Below are 19,812 nucleotides of genomic sequence, written 5' to 3'. Positions count from 1 at the left end.
GACCAAGAAGACCGCGACCAAGAAGGCCGTCGCCAAGAAGCCGGCAGGCAAGAAGGCCGCGGTGAAGAAGACCACGGCCAGGAAGCCCGCGGCCAAGCGCGCCGCTGCGGCGAAGCAGGCGACCCGGGCGGCCGCGGCCAAGAAGACCGCGAGCAAGAAGGCGACGGCCAAAAAGGCGCCGGCCAAGAAGGCCGTGGCGAAGAAACCGGTCGTGCGCCAGGCCGCTTCCAAGCAGCTGGCTTCCAAGAAAGTCGCTTCCAAGAAAGCCGCCCCCAGCAAGACCGCCCCCAGCAAGACCGCTCCCAGGAAGACCGCTTCCGGCAAGACGCCGGTCAACAAGAGCGTGGCCAAGCAGCCGGCCGCCAAGAAACTTGCGGCCCAGCGGCCTGCGTCCGCGCAGGTCGCGGCGAAAAAGCCCGCAGCCCGCCCGCCGGTCGCCAAGCCGGTGGCGCTGAACCTGCCGGCGGTCAAGCGGGCGAGCGCCAAGCCGGCGCAGACGCCCGCCGCGCGCAAGCCGGCGCCGCAACGCGCCGCGACCGCGCCGGCGGCGATCAAGCCCCAGCCTGCGATGCCGGCAATCACCCGCCAGCCGGAGTCGGCGAAGGCCGCCAAGCGCACGCCGTCCAAGCCGGCGGCCGAGGCTCAGCCGTCCAAGCCGCAGCCGGCGCCGCGCAAGCGCGCCGAAACTGCGGTCGCGCCGGCCGCGCAAGTCGCGGTCGAAGCCGCGGCCAAGCCCAAGCCGGTGCGCAAGCCGCGCGCGGCCAAGCCCGTGGTCGGCGCCGCACCGGCCGCCGCACCGCTGGTCGCCGCGATCGAGGCCGAAGCGGCCGCGCCGGGCTTGCAGCCGGCGCGGCATGAGCCGGCCGCCGACAGCGGCGCCGGTTCGCTGATCGCCCAGGGCGCCGCCGAGTCGGCCGCGCGCAGCGACGACGAGGCCGACGCGGTGGAAGCCGAAACCGCCGAGGCCCCGGTGCAGGCGCAGGGGCGCGAGGACGAAGCGGAGGCGGTCGAGGAAGCAGACGCGGACGCCGCGCCGTCGCGGATCACCCCCGAGCAGGCCCTGGCCAATACCCGCCAGTTGCTCGAGGCCAGGCAGGAGCAGGCGCGCGAAGCGCAGCCCTGGCAGCAGTTGGATCCGGGCCACGGCCACGTGCCGGCGCCGGGCCCGCAGTCGGGCGCGGCCGCCGACAAGGCCAACGAACTGCACGCCGGCGAAAGCCGGATGCAGGCGATCCAGGGCTCGGTCAGCACTCAGGACCGCCACAACCAGGGCAAGCGCGACAACCGCTGAGCATCGACGCCGGGGCCGCCTCGCGCGGCTCCGGCGGCGTCGTCGCCGCACGAGGATTCCGCAACATGGCCGTCACCGTTCTTCACGACCCCGCCCAGCGGCGTTTCTACACCGAAGTCGAGGGCGTGCTGGCGCTGCTCGACTACCGGCTCGACCAGGACCATCTGGTGATCGCCCACACCGGCGTGCCGGACGCGATCGGCGGCCGCGGCATCGCCTCGGACCTGGTCCGGGCGGCGTTCGACTACGCCCGCCAGACCGGGCTCAAGGTGCGTCCGGCCTGTTCCTACGCCGCCGCCTGGATCGAGCGCCACCCCGAATACAACGAGCAATTGGGCTGAGCCCGAGCGCCCGCGCCCGTCGCTCCGCGGGCGGCGCGATCGGCCGGACGCCTGTCCGCCGCCCGTCCGCGACCGCGCGCCGCGAGCGTCCGCGAGCCGGCTCCCGGGCCGGCTTCTGGGCCTCAGGGGTCGCCAAGCCGGCCCGGCTGTGCCAGCCTACGCGCCCTCCGGCGTGCCCGGCCCCGTCCCTCCGCTTCGTCCCCTGGTCCTTCCCATGCGTCTGAACAAACACATCAGCGACACCGGCTTCTGCTCGCGGCGCGAGGCGGACAGGCTGATCGCCGAGGGACGGGTCACGGTCAACGGCCTGCGCGCCCGGGTCGGCGCCGAGGTGGGCGAGGGCGACGAGGTCCGCATCGACGGCGACGTGCTGCGCGCCCGCGCCGCGATCAAGGGCAAGCGCCAGCACGTCTACATCGTGCTCAACAAGCCGGTCGGCGTGGTCTGCACCACCGAATCCGGGGTCAAGGACAACATCGTCGACTTCGTCGGCCACGAGCGCCGGATCTTCCCGATCGGCCGCCTCGACAAGGACTCCGAAGGCCTGATCCTGCTGACCAGCAACGGCGACATCGTCAACGAGATCCTGCGCGCCGAGAACAAGCTGGAAAAGGAATACCTGGTCGCGGTCAACCACGAGGTCACGCCCGAGTTCCTGCGCGGCATGGGCCGCGGCGTGCCGATCCACGGCCAGACCACCCTGCCGTGCAAGACCGGCAAGCTGGGCCGCTTCGGCTTCCGCATCGTCCTGGTCCAGGGCCTCAACCGGCAGATCCGGCTGATGGCGGCGCACTTCGGTTTGCGGGTCAAGCAACTGCTGCGCGTACGCATCGGCAACGTCAAGCTCGGCCACCTCAAGCCGGGCCAGTGGCGCAATCTGACCGATCCGGAACTGCAAGGCCTGCTGCCGCACCGCAACGAGTGGTGAACGGACGGCGCGGCGCGCGCCGGCCAGCGCTTCGGCGGACCGCGGTCTAGATGTGGGCGTCACGCCCTGGGCGATAATGTCGCGCGAAACATCCATGGACCGTCGTCGAAAAGGATAGCTGCATGAAGCGCGTCATCGCCGTCTCCCTGCTTGCCCTGGCCCTGGCGGCCTGCAAGAAAGAAGCCACGCCGCCGGCGCCGGCCGCGGGGACGCCGACCCCCGGCGCATTGCCCGCGCCGGTAGCGACCGAAGACGGCCCGGTCGAACTCAAGGAAGTGGTCGAGACCACGCCCGACTACGTGATCGGGATCAGCTACGCGACCCAGGCGGCCAAGTATCCGGGCCTGGCGCGCGAGCTGCGCCGCTACGCCGACGCCGCCCGCGCCGAGCTGCTGGAGGCGGCCAAGGGCCGCACCGCCAAGGAAAATCCGTCGCCGTACGAACTGTCGCTGACCTTCGACGACGTGTTCGACGCGCCGCAGATGATGGCGGTCTCGGCCGACGGCAGCAGCTACACCGGCGGCGCCCACGCCGCGCCGCTGATCGCGCGCTTCGTCTGGCTGCCGCAGCAGAACAAGCTGCTGAGCGCGACCGAACTGGTGCCGCAGAAGGCCGGTTGGGACGCGATCTCGCGCTATGTGCGCGAACAACTGCATTCGGCGCTGTCGCAGCGCATCGACGCCGACGACCTAGCCCCGGCGATACGCGCCGAGCAGATCGAGACCGGCGGGCGCATGATCGACGACGGCACCGCCGCCGATCCGGCCAACTTCGCCATGTTCGAGCCGATCAAGGCCGCCGACGGCAAGCTCGCCGGGCTCAAGTTCGTGTTCGCCCCTTACGAGGTCGGCCCGTACTCGGACGGCACCCAGACCGTGGAAGTGCCGGCCGCGGTGCTGCTGCCGCATCTCGCGCCGGCCTACCGCGGCTTGTTCAGCGGCGGCTGAAGCCGGTCGCGGCCGGCGCCGCAGGGCGCGGACCGTGTGCGCGAAATCGACACGGTTCGGCATATCGCCGCGCACCGCGTTTGCTAAGGTGCGCGGCAACGCGCAACCGGCGCCGCCCGCGCCGGCGGCGTCGGGTTCGCAGCCGCAGCGTGCCGCCGGCGCGCCGCGCGCCGTCGTCAGCCGGTTCGCCGACCCTGAGCGAGGTCCGCATGTCCGTTGCGTCGTTGCGCAAGCGAGTGGAAGGGTTGCTGGAACTGGCCGACGTGCGCATCGACGGCGACCGGCCCTGGGATCTGCAGGTCGACGACGAGGGGTTCTATGCCCGGGTCCTGGCGCAGGGCTCGCTGGGCCTGGGCGAGACCTACATGGACGGCGCCTGGCGCACCCAGGCCCTGGACGAGATGCTGGTGCGGCTGATGCGCGCCCACGTCGACGAACGGGTGCACGGCTGGGCGGCGATGCTCGACGGCCTGCGCGCGCACCTGATCAACCTGCAGAGCCACCGCCGCAGCTTCACCATCGGCGAGCGCCATTACGACCTGGGCAACGATCTGTATACGGCCATGCTCGGCCGGCGCCTGGTCTACAGCTGCGCCTACTGGCGCGACCGCGAGGGCCGCAGGCTGGACGACCTGGACGCGGCCCAGGAGGCCAAGCTGGACCTGGTCTGCCGCAAGCTCGGCCTGCGCCCGGGCATGCGCGTGCTGGACATCGGCAGCGGCTGGGGCGAGGCGCTGAAGTTCGCCGCAGAACGCTACGGCGTGCGCGGGGTCGGGGTGACGGTGTCGGGCGAACAGCTCGACTACGCCCGCCGGCACTGCGCCGGCCTGGCGGTCGAATTCCGCCTGCAGGACTACCGCGAACTGCACGAACCCTTCGACCGGATCTTCTCGCTGGGCATGTTCGAGCACGTCGGGGTCAAGAACTACGAGACCTACTTCGACGTCGCCCGGCGCTGCCTGGACGGCGACGGACTGTTCCTGCTGCACACCATCGGCGGCAACCGCTCGGTCGGCCACAGCGACCCGTGGATCGCCAAGTACATCTTCCCCAACTCCATGCTGCCCTCGGCGCGGCAGATCGCCGAGCATGCCGAGGGTCGGTTCGTGATCGAGGACTGGCACAACTTCGGCGCCGACTACGACCTGACCCTGCAGGGCTGGCGCGACAACGTCGAAGCCGCCTGGGATCGGCTCGGCCCGCGCTACGACGAGCGCTTCCGGCGCATGTGGCGCTTCTACCTGGCCGCCTCGATGGCGACCTTCCGCAGCCGCCACGCGCAGCTGTGGCAGTTGGTGCTGTCGCCGGAAGGCGTGCCCGGCGGCTACGTCGCGCCGCGCTGAGGCCGAGAAAATAGCGAAGAGAAGTGAGGAGTGAGCGAAAGCAGCCCTTGCTCGCTGCTCACTCCTCTCCGCTGGTTCCTCTCACTGTTCCTGCGCCAGCTTCGAATGCCGGATGCCGTAGGCGAAATACACCAGCAGCCCCAGCGAGACCCAGATCAGGAAGATCAGCCAGGTGATCGCGGCCAGCTCGGCCAGCAGCCAGATCGAGAAGGCGATGCCGATGATCGGGATCAGCGGCACCAGCGGGGTGCGGAACGAGCGTTCCAGGTTCGGCTTGCGCACCCGCAGCACCCAGACCGAGGCGCAGATGATGATGAAGGCCGAGAGCACGCCGATGTTGACCAGCTTGGCGACCTCGCCGATCGGCAGGAAGCCGGCGACCAGGGCGGTGAACACGCCCAGCACGATGGTCGGCCGGTGCGGGGTGCCGTACTTGGGGTGGATCTTGGCGAACCAGCCCGGCAGCAGGCCGTCGCGCGACAGCGAGAACCAGATCCGCGCCGCGCCGAGCATGAAGGCGAACAGCACGCTGGCGATGCCGACCACGGCCGAGAACGCGATCGCCTTGGCGATCCACGGCAGGCCCAGCGCGGCGAAGGCGTCGGAGACCGGGGCGTCGCCGCCCAGGGTCGAGTAGTGGGCGATGCCGGTCAGCACCATCGACACCGCCAGGTACAGCACCATCGACACGCCCAGCGACAACAGCACCGCGCGCGGCAGGTCGCGCTGCGGGTTCTTGGATTCCTCGGCCGCGGTGGTCAGGGTGTCGTATCCGAACACGGCGAAGAACACCACCGCCGCGGCGGTGCCCACGCCCTTCCAGCCGAAGTGGCCGACGCCGTCGGCGCCGACCACGCGCTCGGGCACGAACGGGACCCAGTTGGCGGCGTTGATGTAGAACACGCCGACGCCGATCACCAGCATCACCGCCAGGATCTTGATCGCCACGATCAGGGTGTTGAAGCGCGCGCCCCATTCGGTGCGGAACACCAGCAGGGCGGACACGGCCAGGGTGACCGCGGCGGCGATGACGTTGAACACCCGGCCCTCGCCGGTGCCGATCGCGCCCTGCGCCCAGACCGGCAAGTGGATGCCGACCCCTTCGAGCAGCACCTGCACATAGCCCGACCAGCCGATCGCCACCACCGCGACGATCAAGGCGTATTCCAGCAGCAGGTCCCAGCCGATCAGCCAGGCGGCCAGCTCGCCCAGGGTGGCGTAGCTGTAGGTGTAGGCGCTGCCGGTGACCGGGATCATGCCGGCGAACTCGGCGTAGCACAGCGCCGCGGCGGCGCTGGCGATGCCGGCGATCAGGAAGGCCAGGGCGACCGCGGGGCCGGCATTGGTCGCCGCCTCGTGGCCGGCGAGCACGAACACGCCGACGCCGATGATGCCGCCGATGCCGATCGCGGTGAGCTGCCACAGCCCCAGCACGCGGCGGAAATCCGAGCGTTTGCCGGCCTCGGCCTGCAGTTGTTCCACCGACTTGTGCCGCAGGACCTTGGCGATCAGGCTCATCGAACGCGTACTCCCCGAGTTGGACGCCGCATCATAGCCGCTGCCGCGCCGGACGGTGGCGAACGGTCGCCGCTCACGCGGCGCCGCCGCGGACGTTGTCACGGATAGCTCTCACGAGGATCCGCGCATGATCCGCTGGAACCGGCAGTTCACCGAACTGATCCGGCGCAACCGCGCCGGTTACTGGGGCAACTGGGGCCTGGCCATGCACGTGCGCCCGGGCGCGGTCGGCATCGTCGACCCGGCCACCGGCGACTTCCGCCTGGTGCATCCGTCGCTGCCTGGGGTCGAGATCCGCCGCGACCGCATGCCGGGCTCGTGGAAGCTGCTGTCCGAGCACGTCAGCCGCCAAGAGGGTGCGGTCGACGTCAGCGCCGAGGCCGACGACGGCACCGGCACGCGCGGCGAAGGCGGCCTGGAAGTGCGCTGGGCGATGGGCCGCGCCGGCGCGATCGCCTCGGAGTTTTCGCTGCGCGAGCAGGCAGTGATCGCCGACCTGACCCGGATCCCGGCGCAGTTCCGCTGGCTGGCCGAGCAGGCGGCCCGGGTCGGCCACGGCCGCAACGGCGCGATCCACCAGGGCTTCGGCGTGGTGACCTCGGCGATCTACGCCAACAGCGGGCTCAACGTCGGCTCGCAGAGCGAGAACGCCGAGTTCTCGATCGCCGGCCGCGCCAGCGCGGTGCGCGAGATGCTGGGCGGCGTCGCCGGCAACGGCAGCTTCAGCTCGATGCGGCGGGTGCGCAACGTCGATCGCCAGGTGTGGCCGGCGCGGGCCAATACCCGCCCCGGCGAGGCGGTGCCGATCGCCTATTCGTTCGCTTCGTTCGACGGCGATCTGTTCCTGCCCAACTGGCAACGCCGGCTCGGCGCGCTGGAGCTGGAGTTCCGCAATCCCGCCGGCGGCACCTTCCGGGTCCAGATCGAGGTCAGCTGGCAGGTCGGCAACCGGGCGCGGACCGTGCAGCGGGTGGGAGTGAACGGCGGCATGACCCGCACCATCGGCAATATCCCGCTGGCGGCGCGGGACCTGCGGATGTCGGCGCGATTCGTCGGCTCGGGCAGCCCGCCGATCGAACGCCGCTGGGCCGACCCCTTGCGCCAGTGGGGCAACGGCCGGCGCCGGATCGAGCTGCGCGGCGTGTGGCCGGGACGGATCTCGCTGCGGGTCGAGGAAGAGGACTGAGCGCGGCGGCGCGGCGAACGGGCGCCGGCCGCCGGCGCGTTGTCATCGAATTGCGGCAAGCTGGGGCCACGGCGCACCGCGCCGCCGCGCACCCATCGGCGCGCCCGCCGCTACGCCCGTCCGAGGTCCGTTCCGCATGCCGCATTGCTTTAAGCTGGGTCGCCTGTTCGGCGCGCTGCTGTGCTTCATCGGCGCCGCCGTCGCCGGTCCCGCCCCGACCCCTGCCGCGCCCATGCCCGATTCGTCTTCCGCGCCGCGCCCGATCGTGATCGCCCATCGCGGCGCCAGCGGCTATCGCCCCGAGCACACCCTGGAGGCCTACCGCCTGGCCATCGCCCAGGGCGCCGATTTCATCGAGCCCGACCTGGTCGCGACCCGCGACGGCGAGCTGGTGGTGCGGCACGAGAACGAGATCTCCGGCACCACCGACGTCGCCGCGCATCCCGAGTTCGCCGATCGCAAGACCACCAAGACCATCGACGGCGAGACGCTGACCGGCTGGTTCAGCGAGGATTTCACCCTCGCCGAACTCAAGACCCTGCGCGCGAAAGAACGCATCCCGCAGATCCGCCCCGGCAACACCCGCTACGACGGCCAGTACCAGATCGCCACCCTGCGCGAGGTGATCGCCCTGACCCGGCAGGAGAGCCGCGACGGCCGCGCGATCGGCATCTACCCCGAAACCAAGCACCCGACCTGGTTCGCCCACGAGGGCCGGCACCTGGACGGTTCGCCGATCGGGATCAGCCTGGGGCAGAAACTGATCGACACCCTGGTCGCCGAGGGCTTCACCGATCCGCGCCGGGTCTATATCCAGAGCTTCGAAGTCGCCAACCTGATCGAACTGGCGCGCGAGATCATGCCGCGCGCCGGCGTCGACCTGCCGCTGGTGCAGTTGTACGGCGACTTCGAGCGCGACCGTCCCTACGACGTGGTCTATCACCTCGGCCGCGGCGAGGACCCGGCGACGCGCTACCGCGGCCTGGAACGCGAGATCCCCGGCGGCTTGAGCGCCCAGACCCGTTATGCGGCGTTGACCGAGCCGGCGGCGCTGGCCTGGATGCGGCGCCATTACGCCAGCGGCCTGGGTCCGTCCAAGAGCGGCCTGCTGCCGCGTGCGCCGGCGCCGGCGGGCGGGGCCGGGCTGGAGACCCGCAACACCGGCTACGTGCATCCGCTGCTCGGGCGCGCGCTGGCGCTGGGCCTGCAGGTGCACCCGTACACCGTGCGCGCCGAGGCGCCGTTCCTGAGCCAGAGCGCCGGCGGCGTCGACCAGAACGCGCTCGGCGAGGCGCTGCAGTTGTATGCGTTGGGAGTGCAGGGCTTGTTCATCGACCAGCCCGATATCGGCGTCGCCGCGCGCGACCTGTTCCTGCAGCACAGCCGCTTGCCGGACGCCGATCCGTAATTGCGCACACATGCCGCTTTCGGGGTAGGAGCGGCGCGAGCCGCGACCGCGCTGCCGCCCGGTCGCGCCGCAACCAGCCGCACGAGACGGATCGGCGGATGCCTGGCCGCGGCCAGTTTTCGTCGTCGGTGCGGTTTCTCGGTCGCGGCTTATGACCGAAGGAAATCCCCGTGGGACCGCTCCTACAGGGGGCGCGAATCGCTCTGGCCAATCCCTAATCCCTAATCCCTAATCCCCAATCCCCAATCCCCAATCCCGGCCACCAGCGTCGCCGCGCAATCGGCCTCGAGCTTGAGCGTGGCGATGTCGTCGGCGCGGGTGACGCCGCGGTTGAGCAGGGCCAGCGGCAGGCCGGCCTCGCGCGCGGCGCGGGCGAAGCGGTAGCCGGAATAGACCATCAGCGAGGAGCCGACCACCAGCATCGCCTCGGCCTGGGCCAGGGCTTGCTGGGCGGCGGCCACGCGCGGGCGCGGCACGTTCTCGCCGAAGAACACCACGTCGGGTTTGACCAGGCCACCGCAGTCCGCGCAGACCGGGGCGACGAAGCGCTCGAACGCCAGGCCTTCCAGGTCGGCGTCGCCGTCCGGCAGCCGCCGCGCTTCCAGCCCGATCCACTCGGGATTGCGCGCGGCCAGTTCCTCCTGCACCGCCTCGCGCGGCCGCAGCGCGCCGCAGTCCAGGCACACGACCTGGTCGAGCCGGCCATGCAGGTCGATCACTTCGCGGCTGCCGGCGCGGCCGTGCAGGCCGTCGACGTTCTGGGTGACCAGGGTCGTGTCGGGCGCGCGCGCCTGCCATTGCGCGAGCGCGGCATGGCCGGGGTTGGGCCGGGCGCGGGCGAACCCCGGCCAGCCGACGAAACTGCGCGCCCAGTAGCGTGCGCGGGCCTGGGCGTCGCCGACGAAGGCGCGGTACTCGATCGGCGGCTTGCGCTGCCAGGCGCCGGACTCGTCGCGATAGTGCGGAATGCCCGAGCCGGCGCTCAGGCCGGCGCCGGTCAGCACGAACACGCGCCGGTGCGGGGCGAGGAACTCGCGCAGCCGCTGTGCGGCATCGCGGGCGAGGGGATCGGCGGTCATGGCGGGCTTCGGCGACGCTCGGCGGGGCTGGAGCGGATATGGCGTCGTTTGGGCTCGATAGCAAGACGGGATTGGGGATTCGGGATCGGCAAGATCGTTCGCCCTGCGTCCCAAACCCGCTCCCCAATCCCTAATCCCGATTCTCCATTCCCGATTCCCGATTCCCGCCCCCGATCACCACATGATGCCGGCGCCGACGGTCACCCCGACATCGCCCTGGGAGTTGCTGTTGCCGGAGAACTTGTACACGTAGCGCCCGTCTTCGCTGATGGTCGACACGCCGATCGCGAAGCCGGTTTCGCCGCGGAACGAACTGGCCGCGACCGCCGCCATGCTCTTGCCCGGCACGTAGGCCTGCGGCAGCCCGGCCACCGCCATCGCCGAGGCGACCCCGGCGCTGGCCTTGTCGTCGAGCTGGCCGATGTCGCGGCGCAGGGTGATGCCCCAGTTGTCGGTGTACTGGTTGGAGGTGTTGATCGCGCGGTTGATCCCTTCGTTGAGCTGCTGCACGTTGACCGCGTCGGAGTTGTTGACCCCGGCGCGGATGTTGCGGATGGTCACCGGCGCGCCGCCGTTGTTGAGCGTGACCTGGGTGGTGTTGACGCTGCCGTCGGGATGGTTGTCGTAACGCACTGTGCCGGTCTGCGACGCGCGCAACTGGGCGAGGTTGACCGCATCGTGGTCCTGGGTGCCGGCGGCGACGTTGACCACCTGGCGCTGCTGGCCGGCGTTGCCGACCGAGACCGTATTGGCGCGGTCGGCGACCGCACCCTGGCCCAGCGCGACCGCGCCGGAGGCGGTGGCGCTGGCGCTTTCGCCGACCGCGACCGCGTTGGTGGCGCCGGCGGCGATGCTGCTGTTGGCGCCGAGTGCGGTGCTGCCGTCGGCTTCGACCCGGGCATTGCCTCCGACCGCGGTGTCGTTGTCGCCGGCGGCGTAAGCGTCGCCGCCGACCGCGACGGCATGCTGGCCGCCGGCGTGGGCGCTGGCGCCGGCGGCGATGGCGCGGGTGCCGGCGCCGACCGAGGCGTTGCCGCTGCCGTCGATCGCCAGCCGCGGCTCGGACGAGGTCGGCGGGGGCAGATTGTCGATCCGGGTGTTGAGGTTGGTCAGACTGGCGTCGACCGCGGCGAAGGCGGCGCCGATGTTGGCGTAGCTGCCGCCCTGCACGGTGAAGCTCGGCGCGCCGAACGTGCCGCCGGCGAACAGCGAGCCGCCGCCGAAGATCGAGGCGATGGAGTCGCCCATGGCAAGGATCTGTCCGCCGTTGACCGCCTGCAGGCTGCCGGCGGCGATCTGGCCGGCGGCCAGGTTGTCGAGCAGGCTGCCGCTGCCGGCCGGGCCGCGTAGGGTGACCCGGCCATAGTCGGGGTTGCCGCTGCCGTCGTCGTCGTACTGCACGGCGAAGGCGTCGCCGGTGCTGAGGCCGCTGTTCAAGGCGGCGAGCGCGTCGCCGACGTTGTCGTAGGGATTGCCGGCGATCAAGTAGCTCGGCGCGGTGAAGCTGCCGCCGGCGTTGAACGCGGCGCCGCCGCCGAACACGGTGGCGATGGAACCGCCGACGCCGAACAATTGTCCGCCGTTGATCGCCTGCAGGCTGCCGGCGGCGATCTGGCCGGCAGCGAGATTGCCGAGCACGCTGCCGATCCCGGCCGGACCGCGCAGGGTGACGTTGGCGTAGTCCGGATTGCCGCTGCCGTCGTCGTCGTACTGCACCGCGAACGCGTCGGCGGCGGCCAGGCCGGTGTCGAGCGCGGCCAGCGCAGAGCCGACATTGTCGTATCCGGTTCCGGCGATGAGGTAATTCGGCGCGGTGACGGTGCCGTCGGCGGCGACCGCGGCGCCGGCGCCGAGGCGCAGGGCGTTGGACTGGCTGATCGCGAACAACTGCGAGCCGTTGACCGCCTGGGTGCTGGCGGGACCGATCGCGCCGGCGCGCAGGTTGGCGATGGTGGTGCCGCCGGCGCCTTGCAGGGTGACGTTCTGCAGGTCCGGCACGCCGCCGAGGTCGTCGTACTTGACCGCGAACGGATCGGCGACGGCGCTGGCCAGCGCGCCCTGCAACTGGGCGACGTTGACCGCGTCGGTGCCGAGGCTGCCGGGGGCGAGGTTGGTGAGCTTGCGGGTGGCGCCGGGAGCGCCGATCGACAGTTCGCCGGACGAGGTCTGCGGTGCGACCAGGCCGAAGGCGGCGTAGCCGGTCTGGGCGCCGAACGCGGTCGACGAACCGGCGCCCAGCGCGACGCTGTTGGCGTGGGTCGAGGTCGCGCCGAAACCGAGCAGGGTCTGGCGGTCGGCGTTGCCGAAGCTGTTGTCGCCGATCACCACCGAATTGCCCAGGCGGGCGGCGTAGTTGGTGTCCGGGCCGCCGGTGAAGCCGGCCGAGGCGGCGCTGACGGTCGGCAATTGGTGGCGGGCGTTGGTGCCCATGACCACGGTGTTGGATCCGTTGGCGTAGCTGCCGTCGCCGATGATGACCTGGTTGTTCTGCGCCGGATTCGTGCGCCAGGTGCAGGCCAGGCCGATCACCACGCAGGAGGCGTTGTTGTTGTTGCCGAAGTAGTTGCTGTCCTGGAACTGGATGTAGCTGTCGGAATGCACGGCGCCGATCAGGGTCAGGTGATCGGCCGGCTGGTTGCCGTCGAGGTCGGCGACGTTGGGCGCCTGGATCAGGTTGAGGATCAGCGACAGGTAGGAGTAGTTGAAGTTGGCCCGGTCGATGGTCAGGCAGTCGGTGCCGAGCAGGCCGCAGGCCTGGTAGTCGTTGCCGAGCAGCCAGTTGCTCAGATACACGTTGAGATCGGGCAGGCTGCTGGTCGGCGGCGGCGGCTGGATCACGCTCATCGGCGAGATCAGGTCGCCCTCCAGCGCGCTAGGTCCCCAGGTCGAACTGTTGGGAATGCCGTCGAACACCAGCGGCAGCAGCGGCCCGGGTTCGGCCAGCGGATCCTCGCTCGCGTCGGGTTCGGCCGACGGCTCGGCGGCCGGCTCGACGACGGATTCGACGACAGGTTCGACCAGCGGCGCGACGATGTCGGCGACCGGGTCTGGAGCAGGCATCGGATCGGCGGCGAATGCCGGCGTGCAGGTCGCGGCGGCGACGAGCGCGATCCAGCAGGCCGCGCTTAGCGGCGCGAGAGCCGGTATCGATCGGGTCCACGGTGCGTGGGAGGTGGAAGTAGTGGTGCGGCGAGCGGTGCGGGTGGTGTTGATGCCCTGGGTCATGACACGGCCTCCGTCTGCTGAGCCTACGTAGCGCCGACGGCGGCGGTTTAGCGCATGGCTAGCGACGATCGGTCGATCGTCTCCCCCGTCGCCGCGACCGACCGTGTTCGCTGGCACGGTCGATGCATCGGCGACTGCAGGCTAGGAAAGCCGGGTGCGCTACGCACTCATGGTGGTTCACGCACGATCACCTCGACTCACCGAGGTTCACACACTAAAGATCGCGGCGCCGCGCAGGCGCCGACGAATTCGGGGGATGGTGGGAAGCGTGGGCGGCGCGGCTCAGCCGGGCGCGCGCACCACCGTGCACAGATAGCCCATGCCGCGCACCGCGCGCAGCGGCAAGGGCAGCGGACTCATCAGCGCGACTTTCTTGCGCAAGCGGTAGATCAGCATCTCCAGCCGATGCGGATCGAAGTCGTAGACATCGCTGGTCAGCGAACCGATCAGGCTGTCGTGCGAGACCGGATGGCCGCCGGCGCCGGCGTTGACCAGGCGCAGCAGCACGCTGCGTTCGGGCGCGCTGAGATCGATCGCCGCGCCGTCGGGCGTGCGCAGGGTCCAGCCGTCGGCGGCCAGTTCCCAGTCCGGCATCGCGCCGTTGCCGGCGCGCGCGGGCAGGGCGCGCATGTGGTGTTGCAGGCTGTGCATCGCGGCGACCACCGAGGTCAGCCGGTCCAGGTCGACCGGCTTGGCCAGGCAGGCGTCGGCGATTTCCTCGTAGGCGTCGCCGCAGGCGTTGGCCTCGGCGTCGAGGACGATGATGCCGATGTCGGAATGCTGGCGCAGGTGCTGGGCGACGATGCGCGGATTGTCGTCGGGCAGGTCGCTGGCGATCACCGCGATATCGCACGGCGCGTTGAGCAGGTTGCGGTACAGCGCCGTGGCGTTGGCGCATTCGAGCACGGCGAATTGCCGGGTTTGCAGCGATTGCAGGATCTGCTGTCGCAGCATCGGATCGCGTTCGACCACCGCGATGCGGCGTTCGTTGCGGTGGTCGTTGCCGGTGCTGCCGGGCAGGACTGTGGGAATGGCGGCCATCCTGAATTCCCCTGTTGATCGAGCTAACCGACCGTTCCGCGTCTGCGGGACGGTGCCGTCGACGTCCAAAATCAGGTTAATGGGGCTCCACTGGAAGCTACAGTGACACAGGTCGGTGTTCGCGGAAAGTACTGAAATCCTTGGGATACGCGGATCATTTAGATCGTGCTAATGGGTGCTCCCACGGGTGTTCCCATGTGCTGCGAATCGCATCGCACAGGTCTTGTCGGCTCCAACGACAAAAAAGCCGCCCACCGGACAGGTGGGCGGCTTTCGGGTCCTGCGACCGCGGTCGAAGCTGAATTATTTAGCCGGCGCGGCGCTCGCCGGCGCGGTCAGGCCGCGACGTTCCAGCAGCGGCTGGATCTTCGGCTCGTGGCCGGAGAAGTCGCGGAACAACTGCAGCGCGTCCTTGCTGCCGCCGCGCGAGAGCAGGGTGGCGCGGAAGCGGTCGCCGTTCTCGCGGGTCAGGCCGCCGTGCTGCTTGATCCACTCCACGGTGTTGGCGTCCAGCACTTCCGACCAGATGTAGGCGTAGTAGCCGGCCGCGTAGCCGCCCATGATGTGGCTGAAGTACGGGGTGCGGTAGCGCGGCGGCACCGGCGCGTAGGCGATGCCGTCCTTCTTCAGCGCCGCGGCTTCGAAGGCCATCACGTCCTTGGCCGCCGGCACCTGCGAGGCGTCGGAGAGCTGGTGCCAGTTCTGGTCGAGCATCGCCGCGCCCAGGTACTCGGTGGTGGTGAAGCCCTGGTTGAACTTGGACGCCGCCAGCACCTTGTCGAGCAGTTCCTTCGGCATCGGCTCGCCGGTCTGGTAGTGCTTGGCGTAGTTGGCCAGCACCGACGGCCAGTCGGCCCACATCTCGTTGACCTGCGAGGGGAACTCGACGAAGTCGCGCGGCACGCTGGTGCCGGAGAAGTAGGGGTACTTCACGTTCGAGAACATGCCGTGCAGGGCATGGCCGAACTCGTGGAACATGGTGGTGACCTCGTCCCAGGTCATCAGCGTCGGCTTGCCGGCCGGCGGCTTGGGGATGTTGAGGTGGTTGGCCACCACCGGCAGGGTGCCGAACAGTTCCGACTGCTCGACGTAGGAGTTCATCCACGCGCCGCCGCGCTTGGAGTCGCGCGCGTACATGTCGGCGATGAAGATCGCCAGTTGCTTGCCGTTGGCGTCGTACACGTCGTAGACGCTGGTGTCGGCGTGGTACAGCGGCAGGTCGGTGCGCTGCTTGAACTTCAGCCCGTACAACTGGCCGGCGGCGTAGAACACGCCGTTCTCGAGCACGTTCTTCATCTCGAAGTAGGGCTTGAGCTGGGCTTCGTCGAAGGCGAACTTCTCCTTGCGCACCTTCTCGGCGTAGAAGGCCCAGTCCCACGGCTCGAGCTTGAAGCTCTTCTCGCCCTTGGCGGCCTGTTCCTTGTCGATCATCGCCTGCAGGTCGGCGGCCTCGCGCTGGGCGTTGGCGACCGCGGCCGGAGCCAGCTGGCCGAGCATCTTGTTGACCGCTTCGGCGTTCTTGGCGGTCTCGTCCTCGAGCACATAGGCGGCGTAGTTCGGGTAGCCCATCATCTTGGCGCGTTCGGTGCGCAAGGTGACGACCTTGGAGACGATGGCGGTGTTGTCGTACTTGTTGCCGCGGCTGCCGCGCGCGACCGAAGCCTTGTGCAGCTTCTCGCGCAGGGCGCGGTTGGTCAGGTCGGTTTCCGGCGGCTGGCCGGTGGTGTTGAGCAGGGTCAGCAGGTACTTGCCTTCCAGCTTGCGCGCCTTGGCCGCTTCGGCGGCGGCGGCGATGCGCTCGTCGGACAGACCGTCGAGCTCGGCCTTGCTGTCGACCACGATCGCCGAGTCCTTCACTTCCTCGAGCACGTTCTCGCTGAACTTGGCGCCCAGCTCGGCCAGCTCGGAATTGATCGCCTTCAGGCGCGCCTTCTGCGGCTCGCTGAGGTTGGCGCCGCCGCGGACGAAGTCGGTGTAGTAGCGTTCGATCAGGCGCACGCCTTCGGCGTCCAGGCCCAGCGATTCGCGCTGGCCGTGCAGGGTCTTGATGCGCTCGAACAGCTTCGGGTTCAGCGCGATCGCGTCGCGGTGCGCGGACAGCTTGGGTGCGTAGTCCTGCTGCAGCTTCTGCCGGGTCGGATTGGTGTCGGTGCCGACCAGGTTGAAGAAGGTCGCGATGGCGCGGCTGAGGATGCGGCCGGAGCGCTCCATCGCCAGGATGGTGTTGTCGAAGGTCGGCGCCTGCGGGTTGTCGGCGATCGCCTGGATTTCCTTGAGCTGATCGGCCATGCCGCGATCGAAGGCCGGCGCGAAGTCGGCGTCCTTGATCTTGTCGAACTGCGGGAACTGCAGCGGCAGCGGGCTTTCCTGGAAGAACGGATTGGCGTGCGATTGGGCGTCGTTTTTCACGGCTTGGGCGGCGGCAGTCTGGGCCTGGGCATTGTGGGCCAGACCGGGAACGGTGGCGACCAGGGCCACGGCCAGCGCCAGGGCGAGGGGATGCTTCATCGTACGAAACCTCGTCAATAGGAGGCCGAAAGCCTAACCGATGGGGGGCGGGCGGACCCATGACGAAAGGCATGGGCCGGCGGGCCGGCGGGTCCGGGACCATCGCGAGGGCCGGCGCCGGGCGGGGGGCGCGCCGCCGCGCCGCATGGACGACCCGCTACAGGAGCCCGCATGTCCGCCACCGACGCCCCGACCGTCGCGCCGCCGAGCGCGGCGCGCTTCGTACCGATGCTGCACGTCGCCAGCGTGATGCGCGCGGCCGGGTTCTACGCCGCGCTCGACTTCGCGATCGGCAACGTCCATCGCGAACCGTCCTGCGACGATCCGAGCCGCGACGAGCCGGTCTGGGCCTGGCTGGGCAGCGCCGCCGGCGCCGAGCTGATGCTGGTGCAGGCCGATGCGCCGGTGGACGCCTGCGCCCAGGGCGTGCTGTTCTATGTCTACTGCGACGATGTCGCGGCGATGCGCGAGCGCGTGCTCGCCGCCGGCATCGACGCCGGTGAAATCGCTTATCCGTTCTATCGCCCGCGCGGCGAATTCCGGGTCCAGGACCCGGACGGCTACGTGTTGATGGTCACCCATCAGGACTGAGCCGCGCGTCGCAACGGCCGTATCCCACTTCATGGAGCTGCACCGATGATCCGAACGCTTTCCCCGTCCGCCTTGGCGCCGCGTCGCGGCTGTGCGCGGCTTGCTCTTGCGCTGTGCCTGATCAGCGGTTTGAGCGGTCACGCGCTGGCCGCCGAAACCGTGCGCTACCTGGCCCTGGTCGACGGCGGCAAGCAGGCCGGCCAGCAGGTGGTGACCCGCGCCGACGACGGCACCACCACGGTCGACTTCGTGTTCAAGGACAACGGCCGCGGCCCCGAGCTCAAGGAAACCTACACCCTGGCCGAGGACGGCACCTACCGCAGCTACCAGGTGACCGGACTGGAGACCTTCGGCGCCAAGGTCGACGAAAGCTTCCGCCGCGACGGCGACAAGGCGGTGTGGAAGTCGACTTCCGACGCCGGCGAAATGCAGGTCCAGGGCACCGGCCTGTACTCGCCGCTGGGCGGCACGCCGGCCGGTTACTCGGTGGCGCTGCAGGCCCTGGCCAAGCGCAAGGATGGCGTCCTGCCGCTGCTGCCCAACGGCAGCCTGAGCCTGCGCAAGCTCGACGAGGCCGAAGTCAGCCGCGACGGGCGCAGCCAGAAAGTGGCCTTGTACGCGGTCAACGGCGCCGGTTTCTCGCCCGATTTCGTCTGGGCCACCACCGGCGCGCAGCCGCGTCTGTTCGCCTCGATCTATCCGGGTTTCCTGCAGTTGATCGAGGACGGCTGGCAGGGCAGCGCCGCGGCGCTAGAAACCCGGCAGAAGGCCGCCGAAGGCAAGCTGCTGGTCGACCTGCGCAAGCAATTGGGCATGCCGTTGCCCGGCGCGACCGTGCTGCAGAACGTGCGCGTGTTCGATAGCGAGCACGCCCGCCTCGGCGAGCCGACCGACGTGGTGGTGGCCAACGGCCGCATCGCCTCGATCGGCAAGGTCGCCGATCCTCAGAAGTACACCCGCATCGTCGAGGGCGCCGGCCGCACCCTGCTGCCGGGCCTGTTCGACATGCACGGCCACGTTTCGCGCTGGGACGGCGGGCTCAACATCGCCGCCGGCGTGACCACCGTGCGCGACATGGGCAACGACAACGCGACCCTGCAGCAGATCATCGGCGAGATCAAGGGCGGCACGCTGATGTCGCCGAACGTGGTCCCGGCCGGCTTCATCGAGGGCGAGAGCAGCTATTCCGCGCGCAACGGCTTCGTGATCAAGAACCTGGACGAAGCCAAGAAGGCGGTCGACTGGTACGCCGCCAACGGCTATCCGCAGATCAAGATCTACAACTCGTTCCCCAAGGACGCGTTGCGCGACACGGTCGCCTACGCCCACGCCAAGGGCCTGCGGGTCAGCGGCCACGTGCCGGCGTTCATGCGCGCCCAGGACGTCGCCGACCAGGGTTTCGACGAGATCCAGCACATCAACCAGCTGATGCTGAATTTCTTCGTCGACGACAAGACCGACACCCGCACCCTGCAGCGTTTCTATCTGGTCGCCGACAAGACCGCCGCGGTGGACCTGGATTCCAAGCCGGTGCAGGACTTCATCGCCATGCTGGCGAAGAAGCAGATCGCGATCGACCCGACCCTGGCCACCTTCGAGTTCCTGCACCAGCGCAACGGCGAGCTGTGGCCGGGCTTCGCCGAAGTCGCCGAGCACCTGCCGCCGGACGTGCAGCGCGCGCGCCGCGCCGCCGAGCTGGATATTCCCGACGACGCCACCGCGGCGCGCTACCGCAAGTCCTACGACAAGCTGGTCGAGTTCGTCGGCCGCGCCTACAAGGCCGGCGTGCCGCTGTTGGCCGGCACCGACGAGGTGCCCGGCTTCACCCTGCAGCACGAGCTGGCCTTGTACGTGCGCGCCGGCCTGACCCCGGCGCAGGCGCTGCAGGTGGCGACCTGGAACGCGGCCAAGGCGGCGCGGGTGCTCGACGACCGCGGCTCGATCGCCCCGGGCAAGCGCGCCGACCTGCTGCTGGTCGACGGCGATCCGACCCGCAACATCGGCGACATCCGCAAGATCGCCCTGGTCGTGCAGGGTGACACCGGCTACTACCCCAGCGAGATCTACAAGGCCCTGGGCGTGCGCGCCTTCGCCGAGCCGGCCAAGATCTCCAACTGAGGCGGGCCCGGGGGCGAGGCGGGCAAGGCGCCGCCGCGGGCGGTCCTGCGGTCCGCCTTGCCGCCGCGCGAAATCCCCCGCGCCCAGGTCCGGTCCCGGCTTCGGCCCCGCGCCGGGCGCTGGCCCCCTTTGCCAAAGGGGGCCTCGTCTTCCGCGCCGGGCTCAAAGGCACCGTCCCTGTTGACCGCTCTTCTCTTTCGAAGATCCTCCTCCCTCTTCGAAATCGCCCGGTTGAACTTCCCCCCTTTGAAAAAGGGGGGTAGGCGGGATTTGCTTTGTGCGCCAGCG

Annotated in this window: 14 protein-coding genes; 9 read left to right on the top strand and 5 right to left on the bottom strand. The window is 70.0% G+C overall.

Going from position 1 to position 19,812, the window contains the following annotated elements; all coding sequences use genetic code 11:
* Positions 1-61: 61 nt before the first annotated feature.
* The 5 genes from K4L06_RS20050 (at position 62) to cfa (ending at position 4,850) form a co-directional block, all read left to right on the top strand.
* On the top strand, positions 62-1,291 hold the full coding sequence (locus tag K4L06_RS20050; RefSeq protein ID WP_343225823.1) for a histone H1-like repetitive region-containing protein: 1,230 nt from the start codon (positions 62-64) through the stop codon (positions 1,289-1,291).
* A gap of 65 nt (positions 1,292-1,356) precedes the next feature.
* Positions 1,357-1,632 (top strand): GNAT family N-acetyltransferase, encoded by a 276-nt coding sequence (locus tag K4L06_RS20045; protein WP_221673059.1) that lies wholly within the window; start codon positions 1,357-1,359, stop codon positions 1,630-1,632.
* A 214-nt stretch (positions 1,633-1,846) separates the two neighbouring features.
* The gene (locus K4L06_RS20040) at positions 1,847-2,560 is read left to right on the top strand and encodes a pseudouridine synthase (protein ID WP_221673058.1); all 714 of its coding nucleotides are present in this window, start codon (positions 1,847-1,849) and stop codon (positions 2,558-2,560) included.
* A gap of 122 nt (positions 2,561-2,682) precedes the next feature.
* Positions 2,683-3,507, top strand: a complete 825-nt coding sequence (locus K4L06_RS20035) for a DUF3298 and DUF4163 domain-containing protein (RefSeq protein ID WP_221673057.1) — start codon at positions 2,683-2,685, stop codon at positions 3,505-3,507.
* A gap of 209 nt (positions 3,508-3,716) precedes the next feature.
* Positions 3,717-4,850 carry a cyclopropane fatty acyl phospholipid synthase gene (cfa, locus tag K4L06_RS20030; protein ID WP_221673056.1) on the top strand — a complete coding sequence of 378 codons (1,134 nt, stop codon included), beginning with the start codon at positions 3,717-3,719 and terminating at the stop codon, positions 4,848-4,850.
* 81 nt (positions 4,851-4,931) lie between these two features.
* On the opposite strand, the gene K4L06_RS20025 is transcribed toward cfa, so the two are convergent.
* Positions 4,932-6,368 carry an amino acid permease gene (locus tag K4L06_RS20025; protein ID WP_221673055.1) on the bottom strand — a complete coding sequence of 479 codons (1,437 nt, stop codon included), beginning with the start codon at positions 6,366-6,368 and terminating at the stop codon, positions 4,932-4,934.
* A 127-nt stretch (positions 6,369-6,495) separates the two neighbouring features.
* Between K4L06_RS20025 and K4L06_RS20020 the strand changes: the two genes are divergently transcribed.
* Together K4L06_RS20020 and K4L06_RS20015 are read left to right on the top strand one after the other, a co-directional pair.
* On the top strand, positions 6,496-7,554 hold the full coding sequence (locus tag K4L06_RS20020) for a hypothetical protein (RefSeq protein WP_221673054.1): 1,059 nt from the start codon (positions 6,496-6,498) through the stop codon (positions 7,552-7,554).
* A 136-nt stretch (positions 7,555-7,690) separates the two neighbouring features.
* Positions 7,691-8,962 carry a glycerophosphodiester phosphodiesterase family protein gene (locus K4L06_RS20015; protein WP_255595356.1) on the top strand — a complete coding sequence of 424 codons (1,272 nt, stop codon included), beginning with the start codon at positions 7,691-7,693 and terminating at the stop codon, positions 8,960-8,962.
* A gap of 221 nt (positions 8,963-9,183) precedes the next feature.
* Here K4L06_RS20015 and K4L06_RS20010 read toward each other — a convergent pair whose 3' ends face one another.
* The 4 genes from K4L06_RS20010 to K4L06_RS19995 all read right to left on the bottom strand — a co-directional run bounded on the left by K4L06_RS20010 (position 9,184) and on the right by K4L06_RS19995 (position 16,815).
* Positions 9,184-10,041, bottom strand: a complete 858-nt coding sequence (locus K4L06_RS20010) for an NAD-dependent protein deacetylase (RefSeq protein WP_221673053.1) — start codon at positions 10,039-10,041, stop codon at positions 9,184-9,186.
* Between the two features lie 174 nt (positions 10,042-10,215).
* On the bottom strand, positions 10,216-13,266 hold the full coding sequence (locus K4L06_RS20005) for a YadA family autotransporter adhesin (protein ID WP_221673052.1): 3,051 nt from the start codon (positions 13,264-13,266) through the stop codon (positions 10,216-10,218).
* A gap of 282 nt (positions 13,267-13,548) precedes the next feature.
* The gene (locus K4L06_RS20000; protein WP_221673051.1) at positions 13,549-14,307 is read right to left on the bottom strand and encodes a response regulator; all 759 of its coding nucleotides are present in this window, start codon (positions 14,305-14,307) and stop codon (positions 13,549-13,551) included.
* A gap of 303 nt (positions 14,308-14,610) precedes the next feature.
* Positions 14,611-16,815: a M3 family metallopeptidase gene (locus tag K4L06_RS19995; RefSeq protein ID WP_221673050.1), complete on the bottom strand. Its 2,205-nt coding sequence runs from the start codon at positions 16,813-16,815 to the stop codon at positions 14,611-14,613.
* A gap of 171 nt (positions 16,816-16,986) precedes the next feature.
* Between K4L06_RS19995 and K4L06_RS19990 the strand changes: the two genes are divergently transcribed.
* Both K4L06_RS19990 and K4L06_RS19985 read left to right on the top strand, forming a co-directional pair.
* A complete protein-coding gene (locus K4L06_RS19990) occupies positions 16,987-17,406 on the top strand; it encodes a hypothetical protein (protein WP_221673049.1) in 420 nt (139 codons plus the stop codon).
* Positions 17,407-17,535: 129 nt separating this feature from the next.
* On the top strand, positions 17,536-19,524 hold the full coding sequence (locus K4L06_RS19985; protein WP_255595351.1) for an amidohydrolase family protein: 1,989 nt from the start codon (positions 17,536-17,538) through the stop codon (positions 19,522-19,524).
* Positions 19,525-19,812: the final 288 nt, after the last annotated feature.

Origin of the sequence: Lysobacter sp. BMK333-48F3, from assembly GCF_019733395.1 — a bacterium.
In the GTDB taxonomy this organism is placed as follows: Bacteria; Pseudomonadota; Gammaproteobacteria; order Xanthomonadales; family Xanthomonadaceae; genus Lysobacter.
This window is presented reverse-complemented; position numbering and strand designations above follow the sequence as displayed.

Bases quoted from the DNA above. Each gene is read 5' to 3' on its own strand.
- K4L06_RS20005 (WP_221673052.1), bottom strand. From the start codon at position 13,266: ATGACCCAGGGCATCAACACCACCCGCACCGCTCGCCGCACCACTACT.
- K4L06_RS20010 (WP_221673053.1), bottom strand. From the start codon at position 10,041: ATGACCGCCGATCCCCTCGCCCGCGATGCCGCACAGCGGCTGCGCGAG.
- K4L06_RS19990 (WP_221673049.1), top strand. From the start codon at position 16,987: ATGTCCGCCACCGACGCCCCGACCGTCGCGCCGCCGAGCGCGGCGCGC.
- K4L06_RS19995 (WP_221673050.1), bottom strand. From the start codon at position 16,815: ATGAAGCATCCCCTCGCCCTGGCGCTGGCCGTGGCCCTGGTCGCCACC.
- K4L06_RS20045 (WP_221673059.1), top strand. From the start codon at position 1,357: ATGGCCGTCACCGTTCTTCACGACCCCGCCCAGCGGCGTTTCTACACC.
- cfa (WP_221673056.1), top strand. From the start codon at position 3,717: ATGTCCGTTGCGTCGTTGCGCAAGCGAGTGGAAGGGTTGCTGGAACTG.
- K4L06_RS20015 (WP_255595356.1), top strand. From the start codon at position 7,691: ATGCCGCATTGCTTTAAGCTGGGTCGCCTGTTCGGCGCGCTGCTGTGC.
- K4L06_RS20000 (WP_221673051.1), bottom strand. From the start codon at position 14,307: ATGGCCGCCATTCCCACAGTCCTGCCCGGCAGCACCGGCAACGACCAC.
- K4L06_RS20025 (WP_221673055.1), bottom strand. From the start codon at position 6,368: ATGAGCCTGATCGCCAAGGTCCTGCGGCACAAGTCGGTGGAACAACTG.
- K4L06_RS20040 (WP_221673058.1), top strand. From the start codon at position 1,847: ATGCGTCTGAACAAACACATCAGCGACACCGGCTTCTGCTCGCGGCGC.
- K4L06_RS20020 (WP_221673054.1), top strand. From the start codon at position 6,496: ATGATCCGCTGGAACCGGCAGTTCACCGAACTGATCCGGCGCAACCGC.
- K4L06_RS20035 (WP_221673057.1), top strand. From the start codon at position 2,683: ATGAAGCGCGTCATCGCCGTCTCCCTGCTTGCCCTGGCCCTGGCGGCC.